This is a genomic window from Roseateles hydrophilus (genome assembly GCF_026712245.1).
GTDB lineage: Bacteria > Pseudomonadota > Gammaproteobacteria > Burkholderiales > Burkholderiaceae_C > Pelomonas > Pelomonas hydrophilus.
In genome coordinates this window covers 500,927-520,111 of the sequence record NZ_JAPPUY010000001.1, presented here as the reverse complement: position 1 = coordinate 520,111, position 19,185 = coordinate 500,927, and the positions used below count along the sequence as shown (strand labels likewise).

19 protein-coding genes are annotated in these 19,185 nt (G+C 69.8%); 8 read left to right on the top strand and 11 right to left on the bottom strand.

The window, feature by feature from the left end; genetic code table 11:
• Positions 1–59: 59 nt before the first annotated feature.
• The 5 genes from NYO99_RS02340 to NYO99_RS02320 are packed head-to-tail and all read right to left on the bottom strand — an operon-like array spanning position 60 to position 4,885.
• A complete protein-coding gene (locus NYO99_RS02340; RefSeq protein ID WP_268165490.1) occupies positions 60–1,226 on the bottom strand; it encodes an MFS transporter in 1,167 nt (388 codons plus the stop codon).
• Complete coding sequence (locus NYO99_RS02335; RefSeq protein WP_268165489.1) at positions 1,223–2,590, bottom strand: DNA recombination protein RmuC; 1,368 nt, start codon at positions 2,588–2,590, stop codon at positions 1,223–1,225. Before NYO99_RS02335 ends, NYO99_RS02340 begins: the two co-directional genes overlap by 4 nt.
• Before the next feature lie 60 nt (positions 2,591–2,650).
• Entirely contained in the window at positions 2,651–3,448 is a 798-nt protein-coding gene (locus tag NYO99_RS02330; RefSeq protein WP_268165488.1) for a hypothetical protein, read from the bottom strand.
• On the bottom strand, positions 3,448–4,428 hold the full coding sequence (locus NYO99_RS02325) for a 2-hydroxyacid dehydrogenase (RefSeq protein WP_268165487.1): 981 nt from the start codon (positions 4,426–4,428) through the stop codon (positions 3,448–3,450). Before NYO99_RS02325 ends, NYO99_RS02330 begins: the two co-directional genes overlap by 1 nt.
• A 19-nt stretch (positions 4,429–4,447) precedes the next feature.
• The gene (locus tag NYO99_RS02320; protein WP_268165486.1) at positions 4,448–4,885 is read right to left on the bottom strand and encodes an acyl-CoA thioesterase; all 438 of its coding nucleotides are present in this window, start codon (positions 4,883–4,885) and stop codon (positions 4,448–4,450) included.
• A 178-nt stretch (positions 4,886–5,063) separates the two neighbouring features.
• Between NYO99_RS02320 and NYO99_RS02315 the strand changes: the two genes are divergently transcribed.
• A complete protein-coding gene (locus tag NYO99_RS02315) occupies positions 5,064–5,522 on the top strand; it encodes a cache domain-containing protein (protein WP_268165485.1) in 459 nt (152 codons plus the stop codon).
• 31 nt (positions 5,523–5,553) lie between these two features.
• Positions 5,554–7,089 (top strand): methyl-accepting chemotaxis protein, encoded by a 1,536-nt coding sequence (locus tag NYO99_RS21335; protein WP_326494816.1) that lies wholly within the window; start codon positions 5,554–5,556, stop codon positions 7,087–7,089.
• Here NYO99_RS21335 and NYO99_RS02305 read toward each other — a convergent pair.
• Positions 7,067–7,996: a histone deacetylase family protein gene (locus NYO99_RS02305; protein ID WP_268165484.1), complete on the bottom strand. Its 930-nt coding sequence runs from the start codon at positions 7,994–7,996 to the stop codon at positions 7,067–7,069. The genes NYO99_RS21335 and NYO99_RS02305 overlap by 23 nt on opposite strands.
• Before the next feature lie 167 nt (positions 7,997–8,163).
• Between NYO99_RS02305 and NYO99_RS02300 the strand changes: the two genes are divergently transcribed.
• Positions 8,164–8,721, top strand: a complete 558-nt coding sequence (locus tag NYO99_RS02300) for a phasin family protein (protein ID WP_268165483.1) — start codon at positions 8,164–8,166, stop codon at positions 8,719–8,721.
• Positions 8,722–8,965: 244 nt separating this feature from the next.
• Here NYO99_RS02300 and NYO99_RS02295 read toward each other — a convergent pair whose 3' ends face one another.
• Entirely contained in the window at positions 8,966–9,274 is a 309-nt protein-coding gene (locus NYO99_RS02295) for a hypothetical protein (protein ID WP_268165482.1), read from the bottom strand.
• Between NYO99_RS02295 and NYO99_RS02290 the strand changes: the two genes are divergently transcribed.
• Both NYO99_RS02290 and NYO99_RS02285 read left to right on the top strand, forming a co-directional pair.
• Positions 9,264–9,872 (top strand): hypothetical protein, encoded by a 609-nt coding sequence (locus NYO99_RS02290; protein ID WP_268165481.1) that lies wholly within the window; start codon positions 9,264–9,266, stop codon positions 9,870–9,872. The genes NYO99_RS02295 and NYO99_RS02290 overlap by 11 nt on opposite strands.
• 222 nt (positions 9,873–10,094) lie before the next feature.
• Entirely contained in the window at positions 10,095–10,919 is an 825-nt protein-coding gene (locus NYO99_RS02285) for an alpha/beta hydrolase (RefSeq protein WP_268165480.1), read from the top strand.
• Here NYO99_RS02285 and NYO99_RS02280 read toward each other — a convergent pair.
• From NYO99_RS02280 to NYO99_RS02270, 3 genes are read right to left on the bottom strand one after another with little or no spacing between them, the layout of a single operon-like run.
• Positions 10,909–11,535 carry an LON peptidase substrate-binding domain-containing protein gene (locus NYO99_RS02280; RefSeq protein WP_268165479.1) on the bottom strand — a complete coding sequence of 209 codons (627 nt, stop codon included), beginning with the start codon at positions 11,533–11,535 and terminating at the stop codon, positions 10,909–10,911. The two genes, NYO99_RS02285 and NYO99_RS02280, sit on opposite strands and share 11 nt — an antisense overlap.
• The gene (locus NYO99_RS02275) at positions 11,532–12,452 is read right to left on the bottom strand and encodes a patatin-like phospholipase family protein (protein ID WP_268165478.1); all 921 of its coding nucleotides are present in this window, start codon (positions 12,450–12,452) and stop codon (positions 11,532–11,534) included. Before NYO99_RS02275 ends, NYO99_RS02280 begins: the two co-directional genes overlap by 4 nt.
• Before the next feature lie 50 nt (positions 12,453–12,502).
• The gene (locus tag NYO99_RS02270; RefSeq protein ID WP_268165477.1) at positions 12,503–12,928 is read right to left on the bottom strand and encodes an Lrp/AsnC family transcriptional regulator; all 426 of its coding nucleotides are present in this window, start codon (positions 12,926–12,928) and stop codon (positions 12,503–12,505) included.
• A gap of 125 nt (positions 12,929–13,053) precedes the next feature.
• On the opposite strand from NYO99_RS02270, the gene NYO99_RS02265 reads away from it, so the two are divergent.
• Positions 13,054–14,091: an ornithine cyclodeaminase gene (locus NYO99_RS02265; RefSeq protein WP_268165476.1), complete on the top strand. Its 1,038-nt coding sequence runs from the start codon at positions 13,054–13,056 to the stop codon at positions 14,089–14,091.
• Between the two features lie 17 nt (positions 14,092–14,108).
• Here the strand turns inward: NYO99_RS02265 and NYO99_RS02260 are convergent, their stop codons facing one another.
• The gene (locus tag NYO99_RS02260) at positions 14,109–17,033 is read right to left on the bottom strand and encodes an HD domain-containing phosphohydrolase (protein WP_268165475.1); all 2,925 of its coding nucleotides are present in this window, start codon (positions 17,031–17,033) and stop codon (positions 14,109–14,111) included.
• 149 nt (positions 17,034–17,182) lie between these two features.
• On the opposite strand from NYO99_RS02260, the gene ybiB reads away from it, so the two are divergent.
• Together ybiB and NYO99_RS02250 are read left to right on the top strand one after the other, a co-directional pair.
• The gene (gene ybiB, locus NYO99_RS02255; protein WP_268165474.1) at positions 17,183–18,106 is read left to right on the top strand and encodes a DNA-binding protein YbiB; all 924 of its coding nucleotides are present in this window, start codon (positions 17,183–17,185) and stop codon (positions 18,104–18,106) included.
• Positions 18,107–18,189: 83 nt separating this feature from the next.
• A complete protein-coding gene (locus NYO99_RS02250) occupies positions 18,190–19,176 on the top strand; it encodes a sulfite exporter TauE/SafE family protein (RefSeq protein WP_268165473.1) in 987 nt (328 codons plus the stop codon).
• Positions 19,177–19,185 lie beyond the last annotated feature (9 nt).

The following is a 19,185-nucleotide window of genomic DNA, read 5'->3' as shown; positions in this document are numbered from 1 at the left end:
AGCCCTTGGGCTTGCGATCGCGCAAGCCAGGTCTTGCGTGTCGGCCGTATAGGGGCCTGCTACAGCCGCCGCGCGGGCAACTGTGCGAGCAACAGGATGCCGGCCATCAGCCACATGGGCGCGGCCAGCGCCGTGGTGGCGGCCAGCATGCCAAAGCCCACGGGCATGCCCACGGTTGCGCCGTTCAGCGTCAGCATGCGCAGGCCCAGCGCCTGGCCGTGGCGCTCATGCGGCGTGGCGCGGTGCAGCATCGCCAGCACCATCGGCTGCACCGAGCCCAGCGCCACACCCAGCAGCGCCGAGCCCGCCACCAGCCCCAGCGTGCCGGGCAGCCACGCATAGGCCATGAAGGTCAGCATGGCCAGCGCCATCGCGGCGCGCAGGGCCTTGGCCTCGTCGATGTCGTCGGCGAAGCGCACGATGGCCAGCCGCACCAGCGTCGCCGCCACCGCGAAGCTGCCCAGCACCAGGCCGATGCTGGCCGCCGACAGCCCGCGCGCATGGCCCACGACGGGCACCACGAAGCTGTGCGCATCCCACCCTGCCGACAGCGCCAGGTTGACGATGAGCAGGCGCCGGTAGGCCGGCAGGCGGAACAGATCCCAGGCCGCGCGCTCTCGGAAGCTCTTCGTGTACACCTTGGGCGGGTTGCGCGGCACCTTGCGGGCCAGCGCCCAGGCCAGCAGCGGCAGCAGCGCCGCGAAGGCGAAGCCGGCGCTCATGCCGACATGGTCGATCAGCAGGCCGGCAATGACGGGCGACAGCGCGTTGGACAGCGCCGGCCCCAACGCCATCCAGCTGAAGATCTTCTTCAGCTCGCCCGGCTCCTGGGCCATCAGCCCGGCCTCGCGCTGCATGGCCACGCCCGCCATCGCCACCGCGCCGCCGCACAGCAGGCAGCCGGTCGCAATCGCCCACAGCTGCGGGATGGCCAGCGCCAGCACGGCGCCGACAAAGGCCAGCAGCACGCCCACGCCCACCGGCCGGTGCAGCCCGTGGCGGTCGGCCAGCCGACCAGCCCACAGCGACAGCACGATGGGCGCCACGGCGAACAGGCTCAGCAGCATGCCCACCGACGCCTCGCCATAGCCCTGCTTGAGCACCCACAGGCTCGCCGTCACCCGCGTCGTCGCCATGCAGGCGTGCACGCAGATCATGGTGGCGATCAGCCACCAGAAGGCGTCGCGCATGCGCTGCGCGGGGGCCGGGCCGGCCGGCTCGCTCACTCGGCGTCCTCGGCCTGCGCCAGCTTCAGCAGCTGCTGCGTCGCGTCATCGGGCAGCGCCTCCACGCCCTTGAGCTTGCGCGTCATCGCCCGCGTGCGCACCTCAGCAGCCTCCAGCGTGTTGCCGGCTTCCTCCAGCTTCTTCTTGGCCCTGGCCAGCACATCGCCGAACTTGCCGAACTCGGTCTTCACGGCGCCCAGCACCTCCCAGACCTCGGCCGAGCGCTTCTCCAGCGCCAGCGTGCGGAAGCCCATCTGCAGGCTGGTCAGCGTGGCGAGCAGCGTAGTCGGGCCGCACAGCATCACCTTGTGCTCGCGCTGCAGGCTCTCCAGCAGGCCGGGGCGGCGCAGCGCCTCGGCATACAGGCCCTCGGTGGGCACGAAGAGGATGGCGAAGTCGGTGGTGTGCGGCGGGCCGATGTACTTGTCGCGGATGGTCTTGGCCTCCAGCCGCAGCCGCGTCTCGATGGCCTTGGCCGAGGCCTCGGCGGCGGCGGCATCGGCGCGCTCCTGCGCATCCAGCAGGCGCTCGTAGTCCTCGCGCGGGAACTTGGCGTCGATGGGCAGCCACAGCGGCTGGCCATCGTCGCGCTGCCCGGGCAGCGAGATCGCGAACTCCACCCGCTCCGACGAGCCCGGCAGCGTGGCCACATTGGCCGCGTACTGCTCGGGCGTGAACACCTGGTCCAGCAGGCCGGCCAGCTGCACCTCGCCGAACACGCCGCGGGTCTTCACATTGGTCAGCACGCGGTTCAGCGAGCCGACGTCGCGCGCCAGGTTCTGCATTTCGCCCAGGCCCTTGTGCACCTGCTCCAGCCGCTCGGCCACCTGCTTGAAGCTTTCACCCAGGCGCTGCTCCAGCGTGGCGTGCAGTTTCTCGTCCACGGTGGCACGCATCTGCTCCAGCTTCTTCTCGTTGTCCTGCTGGATGGCGGTCAGGCGCTGCTCCACGGTCAGGCGCAGCTCAGCCAGGCGCTGGTCATTGGTCTTGGACAGAGCCTGCAGTTGCTCCCGCATCGCATCGCCCAGCTTTTGCATGGACTCTGCCTGCGCCTGAGCGCTGCGCAGCGCGGCGCTGTCCTGCGCCTCGCGCGCGGCCAGCGCCTGCTGCGCCAGCGACTGGTTGCTGCCCTGCAGTCCTTGCGTCAGCACCTGCTGGAACTGGGCCAGGCCCTGCAGCAGCTCCTGGCGCGTGCCGCTGGCGCTGCGGCCCAGCTCATCGCGCAGTTCGCGCTCCAGCCGTTCATTGCTCTGCAGCAGCTCGGGCGGCACGCCCTGCGGCGCCTTCTGACGTGCCCAAATCAGCACCACCAGGAAGAGAACCAGGGCCAGCAAGCCCAGCAAGAGCACATCGATCACGGTCATGCGGCGATTGTCGCCGCAGGGCTACGACGCCTCACGCAGACCGTGCCTCGACCTCCCCCCTCAAGGCGCGACCAAGCCCTTCACCGCCTTGGGCAGTTCCGCCTCGATCAGCGCCTCCAGCGCCTGCATGCGCTGCTCCGGCGTGGTGGCAGCCCAGGGGTTGGCGCTGGCCTCGCGGCTCACCGGCAGGCGCGTGCCGACCGCCAGCGACTGCTCGCGGCGCAGCCGCATGTCGCCCAGGTCGATGAGCGCCACACGGATGGACACATAGGACGCGAACACCGGCAACCCGGCCTGACCGTCGAAACCGATCTGGGCACTGGGCCGCTGATCCAGCACAAAGCCCGGGCCTTCCAGCGGGGTGTAGATGCGCGCCGGCAGCGCCGCGATCAGGCCCGGCTCCTGCTGACTGCGGGTGACCAGCAGCAGCTTGCCCGCCCCGGCCGAGCGCACCGCCGCGGCCAGGTTGCCGGGCAGGCTGAGCTTGCCGTCGACGAAGAGCTTGGCGGGGTCGCCGAACAGGCTGCGCGTGGTGGACGTGTAGAGCTTCACCTCGCGCTTGTCATCGCCAGCCTTGACGGCCGTGTTCAGCGCCTGCAGCACCGCGTTGTCCAGGCTGCTGGCAGGGCGTGCAGTCCATTCACCAGCCTGCACCGTGTCGCCGCGCGCAGGCGTCAGGTTCAGCAGTTGCACGCTGTCACCCAGCAGGGACAGCGCGGCGAACTTGTTGGGATCGCGCGGCGTCTTGTCCTCAACGGCGGCCTCAGGCGCCGGCGCGGGCGGCGGGGGGGCAGGCTTCTTCTGGGCCAGGGCCAGCGCGGGCAGCAGCGCCAGTACGTACAGCAGACGGCGTTTCATCACAGGGGCAGCACTTCGGGATTCAGGGGGGTGGGAGGCGTTGCGCCGGTCAGCGCGGCCACGAGGTTGTCGGCCGCCAGGCGGGCCATGGCCAGGCGGGTGGGCAGCGTGGCACTGCCGATGTGGGGAATGAGCACGATGTTGGGCAGCGTCAGCAGCGCGGGGTTGACCCGCGGCTCGCCCTCGAAGACGTCCAGGCCCGCAGCAGCGATGCGGCGCTCGCGCAGCGCGGCCGCCAGCGCGTCCTCGTCGACGATGCCGCCCCGGGCGATGTTGACCAGCGTGGCCGTGCGCTTCATCAGCGCCAGCTCGGCGGCGGCGATGCAGTGGTGAGATGCGGCAGAGTACGGCAACACCAGCACCAGGTGATCAGCCTGGCGCAGCAGCTCGTCCTTGCTGAGGTAGCGCGCGCCCAGCTCGTGCTCGGTGTCGGCGGGCAGCCGGGAACGGTTGTGGTACGCGATGTCCATGCCGAAGCCGAAACGCCCGCGCCGCGCCAGCGCCTGGCCGATGCGGCCCATGCCGAGGATGCCCAGCGTCGTGCCATGCACCTCGGCGCCGGCCAGGAAGTCCCAGGACCAGCTCTTCCACTGCCCGTCGCGCAGCAGGCGCTCGCCCTCGCTCATGCGGCGGGCGGTGGCCATCAGGAGCGCGAAGCCGAGGTCGGCCGTGGTCTCGGTCAGCACATCGGGCGTGTTGGTGACCAGCACGCCACGCGCCGTGCAGGCGGCCAGGTCGATGTGGTTGTAGCCCACGCTCATCGTGCAGACGGCGCGCAGCTCGGGGCAGGCGGCCAGCAGCTCGGCGCTGATGCGCTCGGTGCCGGTGATGTAGGCGCCGGCTTTGCCCTGCAGCCGGGCGCGCAGGTCGTCGGGCGCCAGCACGCCGTCGCCCTCGACGGCGTCAACCTCGAAGTGCGCAGCCAGGCGCTCGACGACATCAGCGGGCGCCCGGCGGGCGATCAGGATCTTCTTGCGCATGTCAGCTCCTCGTCCCCGCTCACGGGGTCAGTGCTTGCAGGGCTTGCAGATAAGCCGGGGGCAACTCGGCCACCGGGCGGCGCGTGTCGCGGTCCACGTACACATGCACGAAGTGACCGCGCGCCGCGCAGCGCTCGGCGCCTTCGGCAAACAGGCCGATCTCGTAGCGCACGCTGGAGCGGCCCTGGTGCGCCACGCGCACACCGGCCTCGATGCGCTGCGGGAAGGCCAGCGACTCGAAGAAATTGCAGTGCGTCTCCACCACCAAGCCGATGACCGTGCCGGCATGCAGGTCCAGCGCGCCGGCATCGATGAGCAGGCGGTTCACCGCCGTGTCGAACAGGCTGTAGTACACGACGTTGTTCAGGTGGCCATACACATCGTTGTCCATCCACCTCGTCGTGAGCGGCACGAACTGCGGGTAGGCCTGGCGGTCATCGGGCTGTGGTCGCGTCATGCGGCGCATTCTTCCATGCGGCCATCGGCGCATGGCCCGGCAATGGATTGCGACTTTTGCACTTGCCCGGCGCAATTTGACCGGTAGACACTGCATCGCCCAGGTCGGGCACCGGCGGACGCCTCACGCGGAGGCGTCGGCTGGCAACGGCTTCACAACGCTCGGAAGGAGCATCCGCATGCACCGCAATCTCGCCTCGCTTGCCCTCGCCTGCGCCGCCTTGATCGGCAGCCCCACCGCCCTGGCGCAGAACGCCACCAAGGACGACGCGGTGGCCATGGTCAAGAAGGGCATTGCCCACATCAAGGCCCTCGGCAAGGACAAGGCCTATGCCGACATCACCGGCAAGGACGCGCAGTTCATCAAGCACGACCTCTACCTCGTCGTCTACGGCCTGGACGGCAAGTGCCTGGCACATGGCGCCAATCCCAAGCAGGTGGGCCGCGACCTGATCGACCTCAAGGACATCGACGGCAAGGCCTTCGTGCGGGAGCGCACGGAGCTGGGGCGCTCCAAACCCAACGGCTTCTGGCAGGACTACAAGTTCACCAACCCGACGAACAAGAAGATCGAACCCAAGCAGATGTACTGCGAGCGGCTGGACGAGACCATCGTCTGCGGCGGCGTCTACAAGTAAACAGGCCCGACGCACTCCCCGGGGGTAGACGATGAAACTCGCCGCCAAGATGCTGCTGCCCCCGATGGCGGCGCTGGCCATCGTGCTGGCCATTGGGCTGGGCAATAACTGGTATTCCCTGCGCGAGGTCGTGAGCAGCAATGCCGCCAGCCAGCAACGCAATGAGCTCTTCATGACCATGGTGGCCGTGCAGACGCAGGTAGGCGAAATGCACGGCGGCGTGTTCCGCACCCTCGCGCTGATCGGCTCCATGGACGACGGCCAGGTCAAGGCGGCGCGCGCCGAGTTGAAGGCTCAGGTGGAGGGTGTCACGCGCACGCTGAACACGCTCGCCAGCATGGACGGCGTGCCTCCCGATGCGGATGCGCTCATCAAGCAATGCCCGGCGCTACTGCAGGCCTATCTGGGCAAGGCCGATGGCGCCGTCGACCTCGCCTCGGTGGATCCCAACACCGGCGTGGCCGCCATGCAGGAGGCCCAGGCACGCTACAAGGACGTGGCGACACTGATCGGCAAGGTGGTGCACAGCCTGAGCGAAGAACAACAGGCCACGGCCAGCAGCCAGCAGGACCACGCCCGCCGCGGCGCCTGGCTGTTTGCACTGGTGTCACTGCTGGCCGCTGGCGCCGGCATGGGGCTGCTGCTGATCAACCAGCGCAAGATCGCCGCCGACGTGAACGCCTCCCTGTCGCTGGCCCAGGCCGTGGCAGCGGGCGACCTCACGCAGCGTGCCACGCCGCTGGGCAAGGATGAATTGGCCGGCCTGATGCAGGCGCTGAACCAGATGTGCGAACAGCTGGGCAGCACCGTGGGCGATGTGATGCAGGTGGCGGACTACATCCGCACCGCGTCCGCCGAGATCGCCTCCGGCAACCAGGAGCTCAATGTACGCACCGAGCAGACAGCGTCCAGCCTGGAGGTGACAAGCTCATCCATGGCCCAACTGACCGGCACCGTGCAGCTAAGCTCCGCGCATGCACAGACGGCCAATCAGCTCGCGACTTCGGCGGCCGACGTGGCGCACCGCGGTGGCAGCGTCGTGCAGCAGGTGGTGGACACGATGAACGACATCGCTGCCTCCAGCAAGCGCATCGCCGACATCATCGGCGTCATCGACGAGATCGCGTTCCAGACCAACATCCTCGCGCTGAACGCTGCTGTGGAGGCCGCGCGGGCCGGCGAGCAGGGCCGGGGCTTCGCCGTGGTGGCGGGCGAGGTGCGCAGCCTTGCGGGCCGCAGCGCCACGGCCGCCAAGGAAATCAAGACGCTGATCAGCGCCAGCGTGGAACGCGTCGAGTCCGGCGCCCGCCACGTGCAGGAAGCCGGCGCGACGATGGGAGAGATCGTCGGCGCCGTCCAGCGCGTGACCGACATCATGGGTGAGATCAGCGCCAGCGCGTCCGCCCAGAGCCAGGGCATCGCCGATGTGACGCAGGCGGTCAACCAGGTGGACGACATGACGCAGCAGAACGCCGCCCTCGTCGAGGAAAGCGCCGCAGCAGCCGAGTCGCTGCGCGAACAGGCGCAGCGGCTGGCGCAGGTGGTCAGCCAGTTCCGCGTGCGCTAGCCGCCCAGGCCTCGGCCGCGAGGTTCAGCGTCGTCACCTGCGCGGCCACGGTGGTCGCCAGGTCATGCCCGTAACCGCCGGCCATGCTCAGCGCGACCGGGATGCCGCGCTCGCGCAGCGCCGTCAACACGCGCCGGTCGCGCTCGGCCAGGCCGGCGTGGGTGAGCTTGAGCCGCCCCAGGCGGTCGCCCTCGTGCGGGTCGGCGCCGGCCAGGTAGAAAGCCAGGCCGGGCTGGCAGCGGCGCCAGACGGTGGCCAGCGCCTCGTCCAGCGCAGCCAGGTAGTCCGCATCGCCGCAGCCGTCCGGCAGCCCCACATCCAGGTCACTCGGCTCCTTGCGGAACGGAAAGTTCTTCTCGCCGTGCATGGAGAAGGTGAACACCGAGTCGTCATCGCGAAAGATGGCCGCCGTGCCATTGCCCTGGTGAACGTCCAGATCGATCACCAGCACACCCAGCAGATGACGATGCGCCCGCGCCCACTCCACCTGCATCAACCGGGCCGCCACGGCGACATCGTTGAACACGCAATAGCCCGAGCCCTTGTCCGCATAGGCATGGTGCGTGCCGCCGGCCATGTTGGCCGCCACCCCCTCAGCCAGCGCGGCACGCGCGGCAGCGATGCTGGCGCCGACCGAACGGCGCGAGCGCTCCGCCATTGACGGGCTCCACGGGAAGCCAATCTCACGCTGCTGTGCCGCGCTCAGCGTGCCGCCCAGCACGGCGTCGACGTAGTCCGGCGTGTGGGCCAGCAGCAGTTCGCCCTCATCCGCCGCTGGCGCCGGCTGCATGCGCAAGAGGCCGGGCTCGCGCTCGAAGTGCTCACGCAGCAGGCGGTACTTGGACTGCGGGAAGCGGTGGCCCGGCGGCAGCGCCAGGCTGTGGGCATCGGAATGGAAAGCCAGCATGGCCGCCACGGTAGCAGCGCCGCATCAAAGCGGGAGACACCCCTAATTTGTTGCAGCGCACAAAAAAGACTTGCAATCCGGCGGCACACCCCTATGATTCGAGTCATGTTGCAGTGCAGCAATCAAGCACAGCAATCGGTTCAACCACTCGAAATCGGAGTTCCACCATGCTGACCGCTGAACAGATCCTCGCCGCTCACAAGGCCAACGTCGAAACCCTCTTCGGCCTGACGAACAAGGCATTCGAAGGCGTCGAGAAGCTCGTCGAGCTGAACCTGCAGGTCGCCAAGACCGCGCTGAGCGAGGCCGCCGACACCACCAACGCTGCCATGTCGGTGAAGGACGCGCAGGAACTGCTGTCGCTGCAGGCCGCGCTGCTGCAACCCACCGCCGAGAAGGCTGCCTCCTACAGCCGCCACATCTACGACATCGCCTCCAGCACCGGCGCCGAAGTCGCCAAGGTGGCTGAGAGCCAGTTCGCCGATGCGCAGAAGACCTTCTCGACGATGGTGGACACGGCCGCCAAGAACGCCCCGGCCGGCACCGAGAACGCCGTCGCGCTGGTGAAGTCTGCCGTCGCCGCTGCGAACAACGCCTTCGAGTCGGTGCACAAGGCCACCAAGCAGGCCGTCGAAGTCGCAGAAGCCAACTTCCAAGCCGCCACCACGCAAGCCGTCAAAGCCACGCAGACGGCGGCCCGCACCGCCAAGCGCGCTGCCGCCTGAAGCCGGCCAGCGTCCACGCAAGACAAGCCCGGTGCATGCGCCGGGCTTTTTTCATGGGCGCGCGCAATCAGGCGGCGGCGCTGGAGGAACACCCCTCACGCGCCGCACACCGTGCGAGAGCAGCCGTGATGGGACAGCCATCCCCTGACTTGCGGGGCCGCAGCGTGGCGGCCTGTACGGGTCAAGTCATGAAGGTGTTAGCCTCCCCAGGCCTGATCGCCAGCAGTTACTGTTAACTGGCACATCACATGCACAGCCTGCCGGTGAAGACGGGCGCCAACACACAGGGAGTGATGATGTTGAATTGCCATGGATCCTCGCCCACGCTTGGGTCGTCGTCGGTAGGCCGCAACGAGCAACGTGCAGTGGCCAACTGCTTGAAGTTCGCGCGGCGTTGGGCCGCCACCGGCGCCTTGATGGCCGCTGCGATCGCGAGCCCGGGCTTGGCGGCGGCCGCGACCACGGTCACGATCGACGCCCGTGCAGCCGGCGCAACCGCCCCCGTGCAGGCCACCGGCTTCACGGGGTCGGAATGGTCGGTGGTGCAGTTCACCGACTACTCGGGCAATTTCGTCGAGCGCGGCTACATCGACATCGGTGCCTACCTGGTGGCCGGTGGCACGGCCCTGCCAACCCATCATTCGCTGTATGCGCGTTTCGAAGTGAACACGACCGGGCCCAGCACGGCAACGCTGTACGCGGTGCAGGGCGAGGCCAGCTTTGGTTTCGACACCGCGACTGGCGCCGCGACGGTGGCTGTGGAGGCCGGGGCCACCCCGGTCGCACTGGGCTCCGGCTTCTTCAGCGCCATGGCACCGACGAACAGCCCGGTGGGGCTGGGGTTCACCGCGGTGCTGACCTTCACGCAGCTCAGCGGGATGTCCATCGACCTGCCAGCCGGCAACATGTTGACGCTGGCGATCGAGGCCGATCACCCGTTCAGTGCCGCAGCCCCATTCTCCGAAGTCACGGCACTGACCGCGCCCATCGGTGCGGGCGGCGCCGATGTGATGGTGGGCTACCGCATCGTGGGCGGCAGCGACACGCTCCGCTTTGCCGTGGCCACGGTGCCCGAGCCCGCGCAATGGGCCCAGTGGCTGCTGGGCAGTCTGCTGATGCTGGCGATCTGGCAGCGGCGGCGCACGCGCTGAACACAGCCCGCAGCGTGGCGCCACGGCGCTGCAAGAGTTGCCTCAGCGCGACGCGCGCCGGTCGGGCCGAGCGGCTGGTGCCGATTCGTCGACAGAGCGCGTTGATGCGCTGACGCCAGCCGGCTGCGTTGCGGTGCGCGCGGCTCGGCGGCGAACCAGCAGGTCCACACCTTGCACTTGCGCGCCGCGCCCGGCCTGCGCGCGCTGAGTGACACTCGCGCGATGACGCTGACCACCGACGACGCCCTGACGCTCCACACCCGGCATTGGCCCGCCAGCGCTCCCGCGCGCGGCCAGATCCTCATCGTTCACGGCCTGGGTGAGCACATCGAACGCTACGCCCATGTGGCCGCCGCGCTGAACGCTGCCGGCTGGGATGTGCATGGTTGGGACCACCGTGGCCATGGCCGCAGCGAGGGGCGCCGGGGTGATATCCCCGACGCCGACGCACTGCTGCGCGACACCGCGCGCGTCATCGACGCTGCGCGCCGCCCCACCCTGCCCTTCGTGCTGCTGGGCCACAGCCTGGGCGGCCTGATCGCCGCGCGCTTCGCGGCCGAAGCACTGGCCACTCAGCCCGCGGCCTGGAGCCGGCCGCTGGACGGGCTGGTGCTGTCATCGCCGGCGCTGGACGCCGGCCTGTCCAGCGGCCAGAAGCTGGCGCTGGCGCTGGCCGAGAACCTTGCGCCCGGCCTGGCGGTGGGCAACGGGCTGAAGCCTGGTTGGATCTGCCGCGACGCCACCGTGGTAGCCGCCTACACCGCCGACCCGCTGGTGCACGACCGTATCACCGCGCGGCTGACCCGCTTCATCATCGATGCCGGCGAACTGGTACTGGCCACGGCGCCGCGCTGGCAGCTGCGCACGCTGCTGATGTGGGCCGGCGCGGACCGCTGCGTCGCGCCGCGCGGCAGCGAAGCGTTTGCGGCAGCGGCGCCGGCCCATGTCGTCGCGACACGGCCCTGGCCGGGCCTGTTCCATGAACTCTTCAACGAGCCCGAGCGAGACGATGTGCTGCGCGTGCTGACCGACTGGCTCAACCGCTGAGCGCGTCCAGCCGGTCCACCACCAGCTCCAGCCGCAACAGCGGGTTGTCCAGTGCCATCAGGCGCTGGCGCTCATCCGCCGGCATGGGCAGCAGTTCGGCCCACCGGTTGGCCAGCCAGCCGGCATCGTCCCAGTCGTAGGGCGGTTGCAGCGGCAGTTCCTCGGCGCCGGCACGCTCGCGCCAGCCTTCCAACAGGTCTTGCAACTGGCGTGCGGCGGAGCGCAGGTCGTCCGGCACCGGCACGGCGACGTCCGGCGGCAGCAGCGTCAGCGTGCCCACCCACAGCCCGTGGCTCAGGCAGCGTGCACTGCGCAGCCGAAAGCGCTGCGTGCCGCGCGTGCGCAGCTGGATCAGACCCGGCTGTTCATGCACGAAGTGGTCGATGCGTGCCAGCGTGCCAACCGCGTGGAACGCCTCGCGCTGGAAGCCAGCCCCGTCGCGCTGCCGCACCTCCTGGCCCTCGGTCAGCGCGACGACACCAAAGGCTTGGCCCTGCGCGTGGCAGCGCTGCACCATGTCCAGGTAGCGCGGTTCGAAGATGCGCAGCGGCAGGTAGCCGCCGGGAAACAGCACCGAGCGCAGCGGGAACAGCGGCGTCTCGATGTCGAGATTCATCTCGTCTTCTCGGCAATGCGCTGCCTGATCAGCGGCAGCAGGGCCTGCGCCGCCTCACGGCCGGCTTGGATGGCACGGCGGCGCGCGGTGAAGTCGGCGCTGGAAATGCCATCCAGCCGCGGACGCACCAGCACATCGGCATCGCGCAACTCGAAGCTGTTGATGCTGCGCCCCATGATGGCGAAGGTCTGCATCAGCATGCGGAAGGCATCGCCGGGCGGGTCCTTCTCAGGCGGTGACGAGATATCCACCGCAATGATGAGTTGCGCGCCCATCTCACGCGCAAAGCGCACCGGCACCGGCGACACCAGGCCCCCGTCCACGTACTCACGCTGGCCGATCTTGACCGGCTGGAACACCGCGGGCACGGCACTGGACGCGCGCACCGCGGTGCCCGTGTCGCCGCTGCGAAACAGCACGGCCGAGCCGTCGCCCAGGTCGGTCGCGACGATGCCCAGCGGCAGCGCCATCTGCTCGATGCCCTTGCCGCCGGTCTTGTCACGGATGAAGCGTGCCAGCGCTTCGCCACGGATCAGGCCGCGCAGCGGGAAGGACCAGTCGGTGATGGCGCCCTCGTCCATGCCCTCGGCCAGCGTCTGCATCTCCCTGCCGGTCTTGCCGGACGCATAGAGCGCCGCGACCAGGCTGCCGGCCGACGTGCCGGCCACCAAGTCGACCTTGATGCCGGCCTCCTCGAGCACCTGGATGACACCGATGTGCGCGAAGCCGCGCGCCGCACCGCCGCCCAGCGCCAGGCCCAGGCGGGGCGGCTTGGGCGCGGGCTTGATGACGGGTGGAGGCTCCACGGGGGGTGGCACGACGACCGGCTGCTGCGGTGTCAGCACGGGCACGGAACAGGCGGCAAGCGCCGCGAGCAGGGCCGCGAGGCTGGCGCGGCGGATCAGGACAGGGATCATGGTCAGGACAGCAGAGAGCGGCGGCACGATAACCGAGCTGGGTTTCCAGCTCAGCCGAGCTTGTAGCTCTGCAGATGGATGGAGGTTTCGGTGCCGGCAATGCCCTTGATGAGGCGCACGCGCTCCAGCACGTCGGCCAGCTCCTGCAGGCTGGCGCTGCGGATCTCGGCCAGCAAATCCCAGCGGCCATTGGTGTCGAACAGGCCGGTGATGCCGGGCTCGCCCAGCAGCATCGCGACCACCTCGCGCGTGCGGTTGCCCTCGACGGTGATGCTCATCCACGCGGTGATCTGGTCGGGCACCGAGTCGGGCCGCAGCCGCACCGTGTAGCCGGTGATGACGCCACTGTCCTCCAGCCGCGCGATGCGGTTGGTGACCGTGCCGCGCGACACCTTGAGCTTGGCCGCCAGCGTCGCGACGCTGGCACGGGCATCGGCGCGCAGCAGCGCCAGCAGTTGCTGATCCAGGGCATCCATTTTGTGCAAATCGGCAATTTCTACTGCCATTTTGCCAATAACCAATGCATTCCTTGTCAGGAATTGCGCTTCTGTTTGGCGAGGTGCGTCGGAAGAATCGCCATCAACCACTTCAGGAGACCTCCATGACCACACTGCTGACCACCCAGGACATCGCCCGCATCGTGCAGCGCGTCGGCCTGCCCGATTTACTGCGCCGCCTCGTCGGCTACCTGGAGGCCGACTACCTGCGCTGGGCCGAGTTCGACAAGACGCCCCGCGTCGCTGCCCATTCGGCCGACGGCGTCATCGAGCTGATGCCCATCGCCGATGCCAGCCTGTACACCTTCAAGTACGTCAACGGTCACCCCAAAAACCACCGCGTCGGCCTGCCGACGGTGATGGCTTTCGGCGTGCTCGCTGACGTGGCCACCGGCGCGCCGGTGCTGCTGTCCGAGCTGACGCTGACGACGGCGATGCGCACCGCGGCCACCTCCGTCATGGTGGCCAAGCGCCTGGCCCGGCCCGACAGCCGCGTGATGGCGCTGATCGGCAACGGCGCGCAGAGCGAGTTCCAGGCGCTGGCCTTCCACCACCTGCTGGGCATCCGCGAGCTGCGCCTGTTCGACATCGACACCGCCGCCACCGCGCGCCTGGTGCGCCACCTGCAAGGCACGCCGGGCCTGACGCTGACGGTCTGCGCCTCCACCGCCGAGGCCGTGCGCGGCGCCGACATCGTCACCACCGTGACCGCCGACAAAACCAACGCGACCATCCTGACGCCGGACATGATCGAGCCCGGCATGCACATCAACGGCGTGGGTGGCGACTGCCCCGGCAAGACCGAACTGCACCGCGGCGTGCTGGAGATGGCGCGGGTGATCTGCGAGTTCGAGCCGCAGAGCCGCATCGAGGGCGACATGCAGCAGATGCCGGCCGACTTCCCCGTCACCGAGTTCTGGCGCGTGCTGGCCGGCGACGCACCGGGCCGCGAGGCGCCCGAGCAGGTCACCGTGTTCGACTCGGTGGGCTTCGCGCTGGAGGACTTCTCGGCGCTGCGCCTGCTGCGCGACGTCAGCACCCAGCTGGGGCTGGGCGCGCCGCTGGACCTGATCCCGCAGATGGCCGACCCCAAGAACCTGTTCGGCGAGTTACAGCTGCACGGCCAGCGCCAGGCGGCCTGAGCGCCTGCGCCCGCGCCTCAGGGCAGGTAGGCGCTGACGTCGTCCAGGTCCACCAGCTCGGCAGGCATGAATCGCGCGGCAAACGCCAGGCACACGCCCGAGCGCAGGAACAGCGCGAACAGCTCGCCGTCCAGGTGGCCCTCGGCCACCATCGCACGCATCAGGCCCAGCGCCTCGGACAGGCGCTTGCCGGGCTTGTAGGGGCGGTCATCGGCGGTCAGCGCCTCAAAAACATCGGCGATGGCCATCATGCGCGCCTGCGGGCTCATCGCCGCGCCGGTCAGGCCGCGCGGGTAGCCACGGCCGTCCATGCGCTCGTGGTGGGCACCGGCGATCTCCGGCACGGCTTTCAATGGGCCGGTGAAGGGCAGCGACTCCAGCATGCGGATGGTCTGCATGATGTGCTCGTTGATCTTGTAGCGCTCCTCGTCGCTGAGCGTGCCGCGCGACACCGACAGGTTGTGCAGCTCGCCGCGGTTGTACAGCTGCTCCGGCTGGGCCAGCGTGAAACCCCAGCGGTTGCCGCTGTCCAGCCGCTCGGCCGCCGGACGCGGCACAAGGTGTTCGGGCCGGTCCTGCAGCAGCCGCTCAGACACCGGCAGCGTCGGCCGCGCGCGCGGCAGCCGTGCTGCCTCAGCGATGGACAGGCCCAGGCCATCGTCCAGCGTGCGCTGCCAACGCCGTGCGGCGATCTCGCGCAGCCGCGCCAACGCCTCGGGCGCCAGGCCTTCGCCGCCCTGATTGCAGGCGGCAACAAAGGCGTAGTCGTCATCCAGCGCTGCCTGGGCCGGTGCCGCAGCCGCCTGCGCCCGTGCGCTGCCGGCTTCGCCCAGTTCCGCCTGCAGCCGCTCGATCAGCGCATCACGCTTGAGCACCTCGAAGCGCATGCGCACCTCGTGGATGCGGTTGTAGATGGTCTCCAGCTTGGTGGCCTTGTCGACCACGTACTCCGGCGTCGTGACCTTGCCGCAGTCGTGCAGCCAGGACGCGATGTGCAGCGCCTCCCACTGCCCCTCATCCATCGCGAAGCCCGCAAACGGCCCGTCGGTCGCGTCGCAGGCGGCGCGGGCCAGCATCTTGGTCAGCTCGGGCACGCGCTGGCAATGGGCGCCGGTGTAGGGGCTCTTGGCGTCGATGGCGCCAGCCACCAGTTCGATGAAGCTTTGCAGCAGCACCTTGCGCGAGCGCAGCAGCTGCTGGTTGTCCAGCGCCACGGCTGCGGTGCCCGAAAGCGCCCGCACAAACGCCACGCGCGCGGCGCCCAGCGGCTGCAGCGGCCCGTCGGCGGGCGGGGCGAAGCTCAGCGTCAGCGTGCCGATGGTCTCGTGGCTGCGGTTCTTCAATGGCAGCGACAGCAGCCGCAGGCGCGACACGCCCAGGCTGGCGAACAGGTCGCCGTAGGCCGCCAGGTGGGCGGGGTCGTCCCAGCCCAGGTCCACCTCGACGGCGTCGTCGGCGCGCACCGCCTGCACCGGCGCACCCGGGCTGTCGGCCGCATTCAGCGCCCAGCTGCGGCCGGCGCCCGGGCGCGGCTCACCGCGCAGCCACACCGCCGCCGGCTCCAGTTCGGCGCCATCCTCGCTGAGCAGGTGAACGGCGCCGCCGCTGGCACCCGTCACGGCGATGGTCTCGCGCAGGATGAGGTCCAGCAGCCGGTCGAAGTCGCGCTCCGCGCTCAGCGCACCGCTGATGTCGAGAAAGCGCCGCAGCGAATGCTTCATCGCCGTCATCGCCACGGCCAGCCGGTCCACCTCGCGGATGCGGCTGCGCGCCGGGTCGGGGCCGTCGAAATCAAAGTGCTCGATGGCCTCCGCCTGCCGCGCCAGCAGCCGCAGCGGCCGCGACACGCGATCCGCCAGCAGGTGCACCACCGGCAGCAACAACAGCATCAGCGCCAGCGAGATGTAGAAGCCATGGCGGCGGCTCTCGATCTGGTGGGCCTGCAGCTCATCGCGCGGCGCGGCCATCAGCAGCACCAGCGGCGCGCCCGCCGCCGAGCTGCTGGCCAAGGGCAGCGCATGGCTGACCCACTCGCGGCCGTCCACCGTCTCCACCGCCGCCAGCCGCCCCTGGGCGTCACGCCGCTCCCACAGCGCACGCATCAGCGGCGAGCCGGCCTCCTTCACCTGCGGCAGGCGCCGGCTCTCAGCCAGGCCCGGCCGGTGCCGTGCCTGCGCCAGCACCTCGCCGCCTGGCGTCGCGATGAGCAGCTCGGCCGACGGGCTGATCTGCGGCTTTTCCAGCATCTCGGCCAAGGCCTGCAAGCTGACGTCCGCGCCGATGACCGTGTCCCCCTGCGCCTGCGCCAGCGTGACCCCGGGCTCGCCGGTCGTGAAGAACAGGTAGGGCGCTGACTGCACGACCTGGCCCGCCGGGGCCTGACGTGCCAGCGCAAACCACGGCCGCGTGCGCGGGTCGAAGTCGTACTCCAGCCGTTGCACCGCCTGCAGTTCACGCAGCTGGCCGTCATAGAACCGGTAGTGGCCACGCACGCCGGAGGCCTCACGCAGCACCGTCTGCAGCGCGAACTCGGCCTCGGACGGCGCATCCATGCGCCGGCGCGTGGCCGCGTCACCCAACCGGCGCAACAGCAGGAAGCTGCCCTGCACCGTGCCGGCATAGACGGCCGAGACAGCCGCATTGCCGCGCAGCGCTGCCGCCAGCTCGGGCAACACCTGCGGCAGGTCCGCCTCGGCGCCCGCGCGGCCCAGCGGCCCGGCCGCCAGCAGCGCCACGCTGACCCGCGCCGGGCGCAGCTCGGCCTCCACCACGCCCGCCGCCTCGCGCGCGATGCGTCGCGCTGCCGCGCCGGCCTGCTGCAGCATCAACGCATCGCTGCGCGAGGCCTCGTACAGCATCAGCACGCCATAAACCAACACCACCAGGCCCACCATCAGCGTGCTGAGCGTGATGTAGAGCGTCTTGGGCTTCATCGGCTTCATGGGCCGCGAGTATCGGCGGCCGTGCTAGCGCGTCGAATGAACGGCGTGCGCACTTGATGCGGCGCAAACGCCACGGGAGCGCTTGTCGCACGGCAGCGACGCGCCGGCACGCATAACCCCGGCCCTGGGGCCTTCCTACACTCCAGGCCATGGACTACGCCCCGTTGATCAAGGAAATCGGCCGCGGCTCGCGCGGCGCACGCGACCTGACCCGAGACCAGGCCGAGCAGCTGTTCGGCGCGATGCTGGACGGCCGCGTGCCCGAGCTGGAACTGGGCGCCATCCTCATCGCGATGCGCGTGAAAGGCGAGAGCGCCGACGAGCTGGCGGGCTTCCTGGCGGCGCAGCAGGCCCGCACCGCTGCGATGACAGCACCCCCGGGCCCGCGCACCGTGCTGCTACCCAGCTTCAACGGCGCACGCAAGCAGGCCAACCTGATGCCGCTGGTGGCGCTGCTGCTGGCGCGCGAGGGCGTGCCGGTGTTGATCTTCGGCCGGCATGATTTCGACAGCCGCGTCAGCCCCTTCGAACTGCTGGACGCGCTGGACCTGCCCCCCAGCCCCTCGCTCGGCCATGCCGAAGCCCGCCTGGCCGCCGAGCGACTGGCCGTGCTGCCTTTGCAGCTGCTCAACCCTGGCTTGAACAATTTGATGGCCTTGCGCCCGCGCCTGGGCCTGCGCAACAGCGCGCACAGCCTGGCCAAGCTGCTGGACCCCTTCCCCACCGGCCGCGGCGTGCGGGTGGCCGCCGTCACGCACCCCGAGTACCTGGACAGCATGGCCGCCACGCTGCCCGCGCTGACTGCCGATGGCGGCCGCGCGCTGCTGATGCGCGCCAGCGAGGGCGAGGCCTACGCCCACCTGCGCCGCAAGGCGCACCTGATCGGCTTCCAGGACGGCGCCAGCGCGCCGCTGCACCCGGCCGACACGACCGACCTCGACTGGCCGCTGTCGGCCGCCTGCGCGCCCGCCACCAACGCCGCGCTGATCCGCGCGATGCTCACGGGCACCGAGCCGGTGCCGCCGCGCATCGCCGAGCAGGTCGCCGCACTGAAGCTGCTGGCCACGAACTGAGCTTGCTTATTCAGCCTGGGCATATAGCCCCAAGAAGAATGTCGTTCGCCTGCTGAGCAAGCTTGCCTAGAGTCGCGGCCTCGATGAAAGTCCGCGACCTCGACCTCAGCAACAACCCCATCAACGCCGAGCATGCCGAACTGGGCCTGCCGCCGCTGGAGAACGCCGTCACCCATGCCAACGACCCGGGCCACCCGGTGCTGCGGGTGGCGATGTGGTCGGTCGTCGGCCTGCTGATGGCGCTGTCCATCGCGCTGGCCTCGCGGCTGTTCACGCAGCCGGCCGGCAGCGTGGGCGGCCTGCAACTGGTGGCCAACGCGCTGTCCAGCACCGAGTTCTGGGCCGCCGTCGCCGTGGGCCTGCTGGCCCAGACCGTGGACGGCGCGCTGGGCATGGCCTACGGCATCACCAGCACCTCCTTCCTGCTGGCCACCGGCAGCAGCCCGGCGGTGGCCAGCGCCTCGGTGCACATCGCCGAGGTGTTCACCACCGGCGTGTCCGGCCTGGCGCACCTGAAGCTGGGCAACGTCAACCGCAACCTGTTCCTGCGCCTGCTGGTGCCGGGCATGCTGGGCGCGGCATCGGGGGCATGGGTACTGTCCAGCATCGATGGCTCGGTCATCAAGCCCTTCGTGTCGGCCTACCTGCTGCTGATGGGGCTGTACGTGATCAGCAAGATCTTTCGCAAGATCCGCCCGCGCGGCGGCGAGCCGCGCCACGTGGCCAAACTGGGCCTGTTCGGCGGCTTCGTGGACGCCGTGGGCGGCGGCGGCTGGGGCCCGGTGGTCACCACCACGCTGGTGGGCACGGGCCATGACCCGCGCACCACCATCGGCTCCGTCAACCTCGCCGAGTTCTTCCTGACCTTCATCAGCGCCGGCGTGTTCGCGCTGCTGATTGGCGACGAAAATCCCTGGGTGACCGTGGCCGGCCTGGTGCTGGGCGGCCTGTTCGCCGCCCCGATTGCCGCGCTGCTGACCAAGCGCCTGCACACCAAAGCGCTGCTGGCGCTGGTGGGCAGCACCATCGTGTTGGTCAGCGCCTTCAACATCTACCGTTCCCTGGCGTGAATCTCTGAC

Excerpts from the sequence above, each read along its gene's own strand:
- NYO99_RS02335 (WP_268165489.1), bottom strand. The coding sequence starts at position 2,590 with ATGACCGTGATCGATGTGCTCTTGCTGGGCTTGCTGGCCCTGGTTCTC.
- NYO99_RS02330 (WP_268165488.1), bottom strand. The coding sequence starts at position 3,448 with ATGAAACGCCGTCTGCTGTACGTACTGGCGCTGCTGCCCGCGCTGGCC.
- NYO99_RS02325 (WP_268165487.1), bottom strand. The coding sequence starts at position 4,428 with ATGCGCAAGAAGATCCTGATCGCCCGCCGGGCGCCCGCTGATGTCGTC.
- NYO99_RS02320 (WP_268165486.1), bottom strand. The coding sequence starts at position 4,885 with ATGACGCGACCACAGCCCGATGACCGCCAGGCCTACCCGCAGTTCGTG.
- NYO99_RS02315 (WP_268165485.1), top strand. The coding sequence starts at position 5,064 with ATGCACCGCAATCTCGCCTCGCTTGCCCTCGCCTGCGCCGCCTTGATC.
- NYO99_RS21335 (WP_326494816.1), top strand. The coding sequence starts at position 5,554 with ATGAAACTCGCCGCCAAGATGCTGCTGCCCCCGATGGCGGCGCTGGCC.
- NYO99_RS02305 (WP_268165484.1), bottom strand. The coding sequence starts at position 7,996 with ATGCTGGCTTTCCATTCCGATGCCCACAGCCTGGCGCTGCCGCCGGGC.
- NYO99_RS02300 (WP_268165483.1), top strand. The coding sequence starts at position 8,164 with ATGCTGACCGCTGAACAGATCCTCGCCGCTCACAAGGCCAACGTCGAA.
- NYO99_RS02285 (WP_268165480.1), top strand. The coding sequence starts at position 10,095 with ATGACGCTGACCACCGACGACGCCCTGACGCTCCACACCCGGCATTGG.
- NYO99_RS02280 (WP_268165479.1), bottom strand. The coding sequence starts at position 11,535 with ATGAATCTCGACATCGAGACGCCGCTGTTCCCGCTGCGCTCGGTGCTG.
- NYO99_RS02275 (WP_268165478.1), bottom strand. The coding sequence starts at position 12,452 with ATGATCCCTGTCCTGATCCGCCGCGCCAGCCTCGCGGCCCTGCTCGCG.
- NYO99_RS02270 (WP_268165477.1), bottom strand. The coding sequence starts at position 12,928 with ATGGATGCCCTGGATCAGCAACTGCTGGCGCTGCTGCGCGCCGATGCC.
- NYO99_RS02265 (WP_268165476.1), top strand. The coding sequence starts at position 13,054 with ATGACCACACTGCTGACCACCCAGGACATCGCCCGCATCGTGCAGCGC.
- NYO99_RS02260 (WP_268165475.1), bottom strand. The coding sequence starts at position 17,033 with ATGAAGCCGATGAAGCCCAAGACGCTCTACATCACGCTCAGCACGCTG.
- ybiB (WP_268165474.1), top strand. The coding sequence starts at position 17,183 with ATGGACTACGCCCCGTTGATCAAGGAAATCGGCCGCGGCTCGCGCGGC.
- NYO99_RS02250 (WP_268165473.1), top strand. The coding sequence starts at position 18,190 with ATGAAAGTCCGCGACCTCGACCTCAGCAACAACCCCATCAACGCCGAG.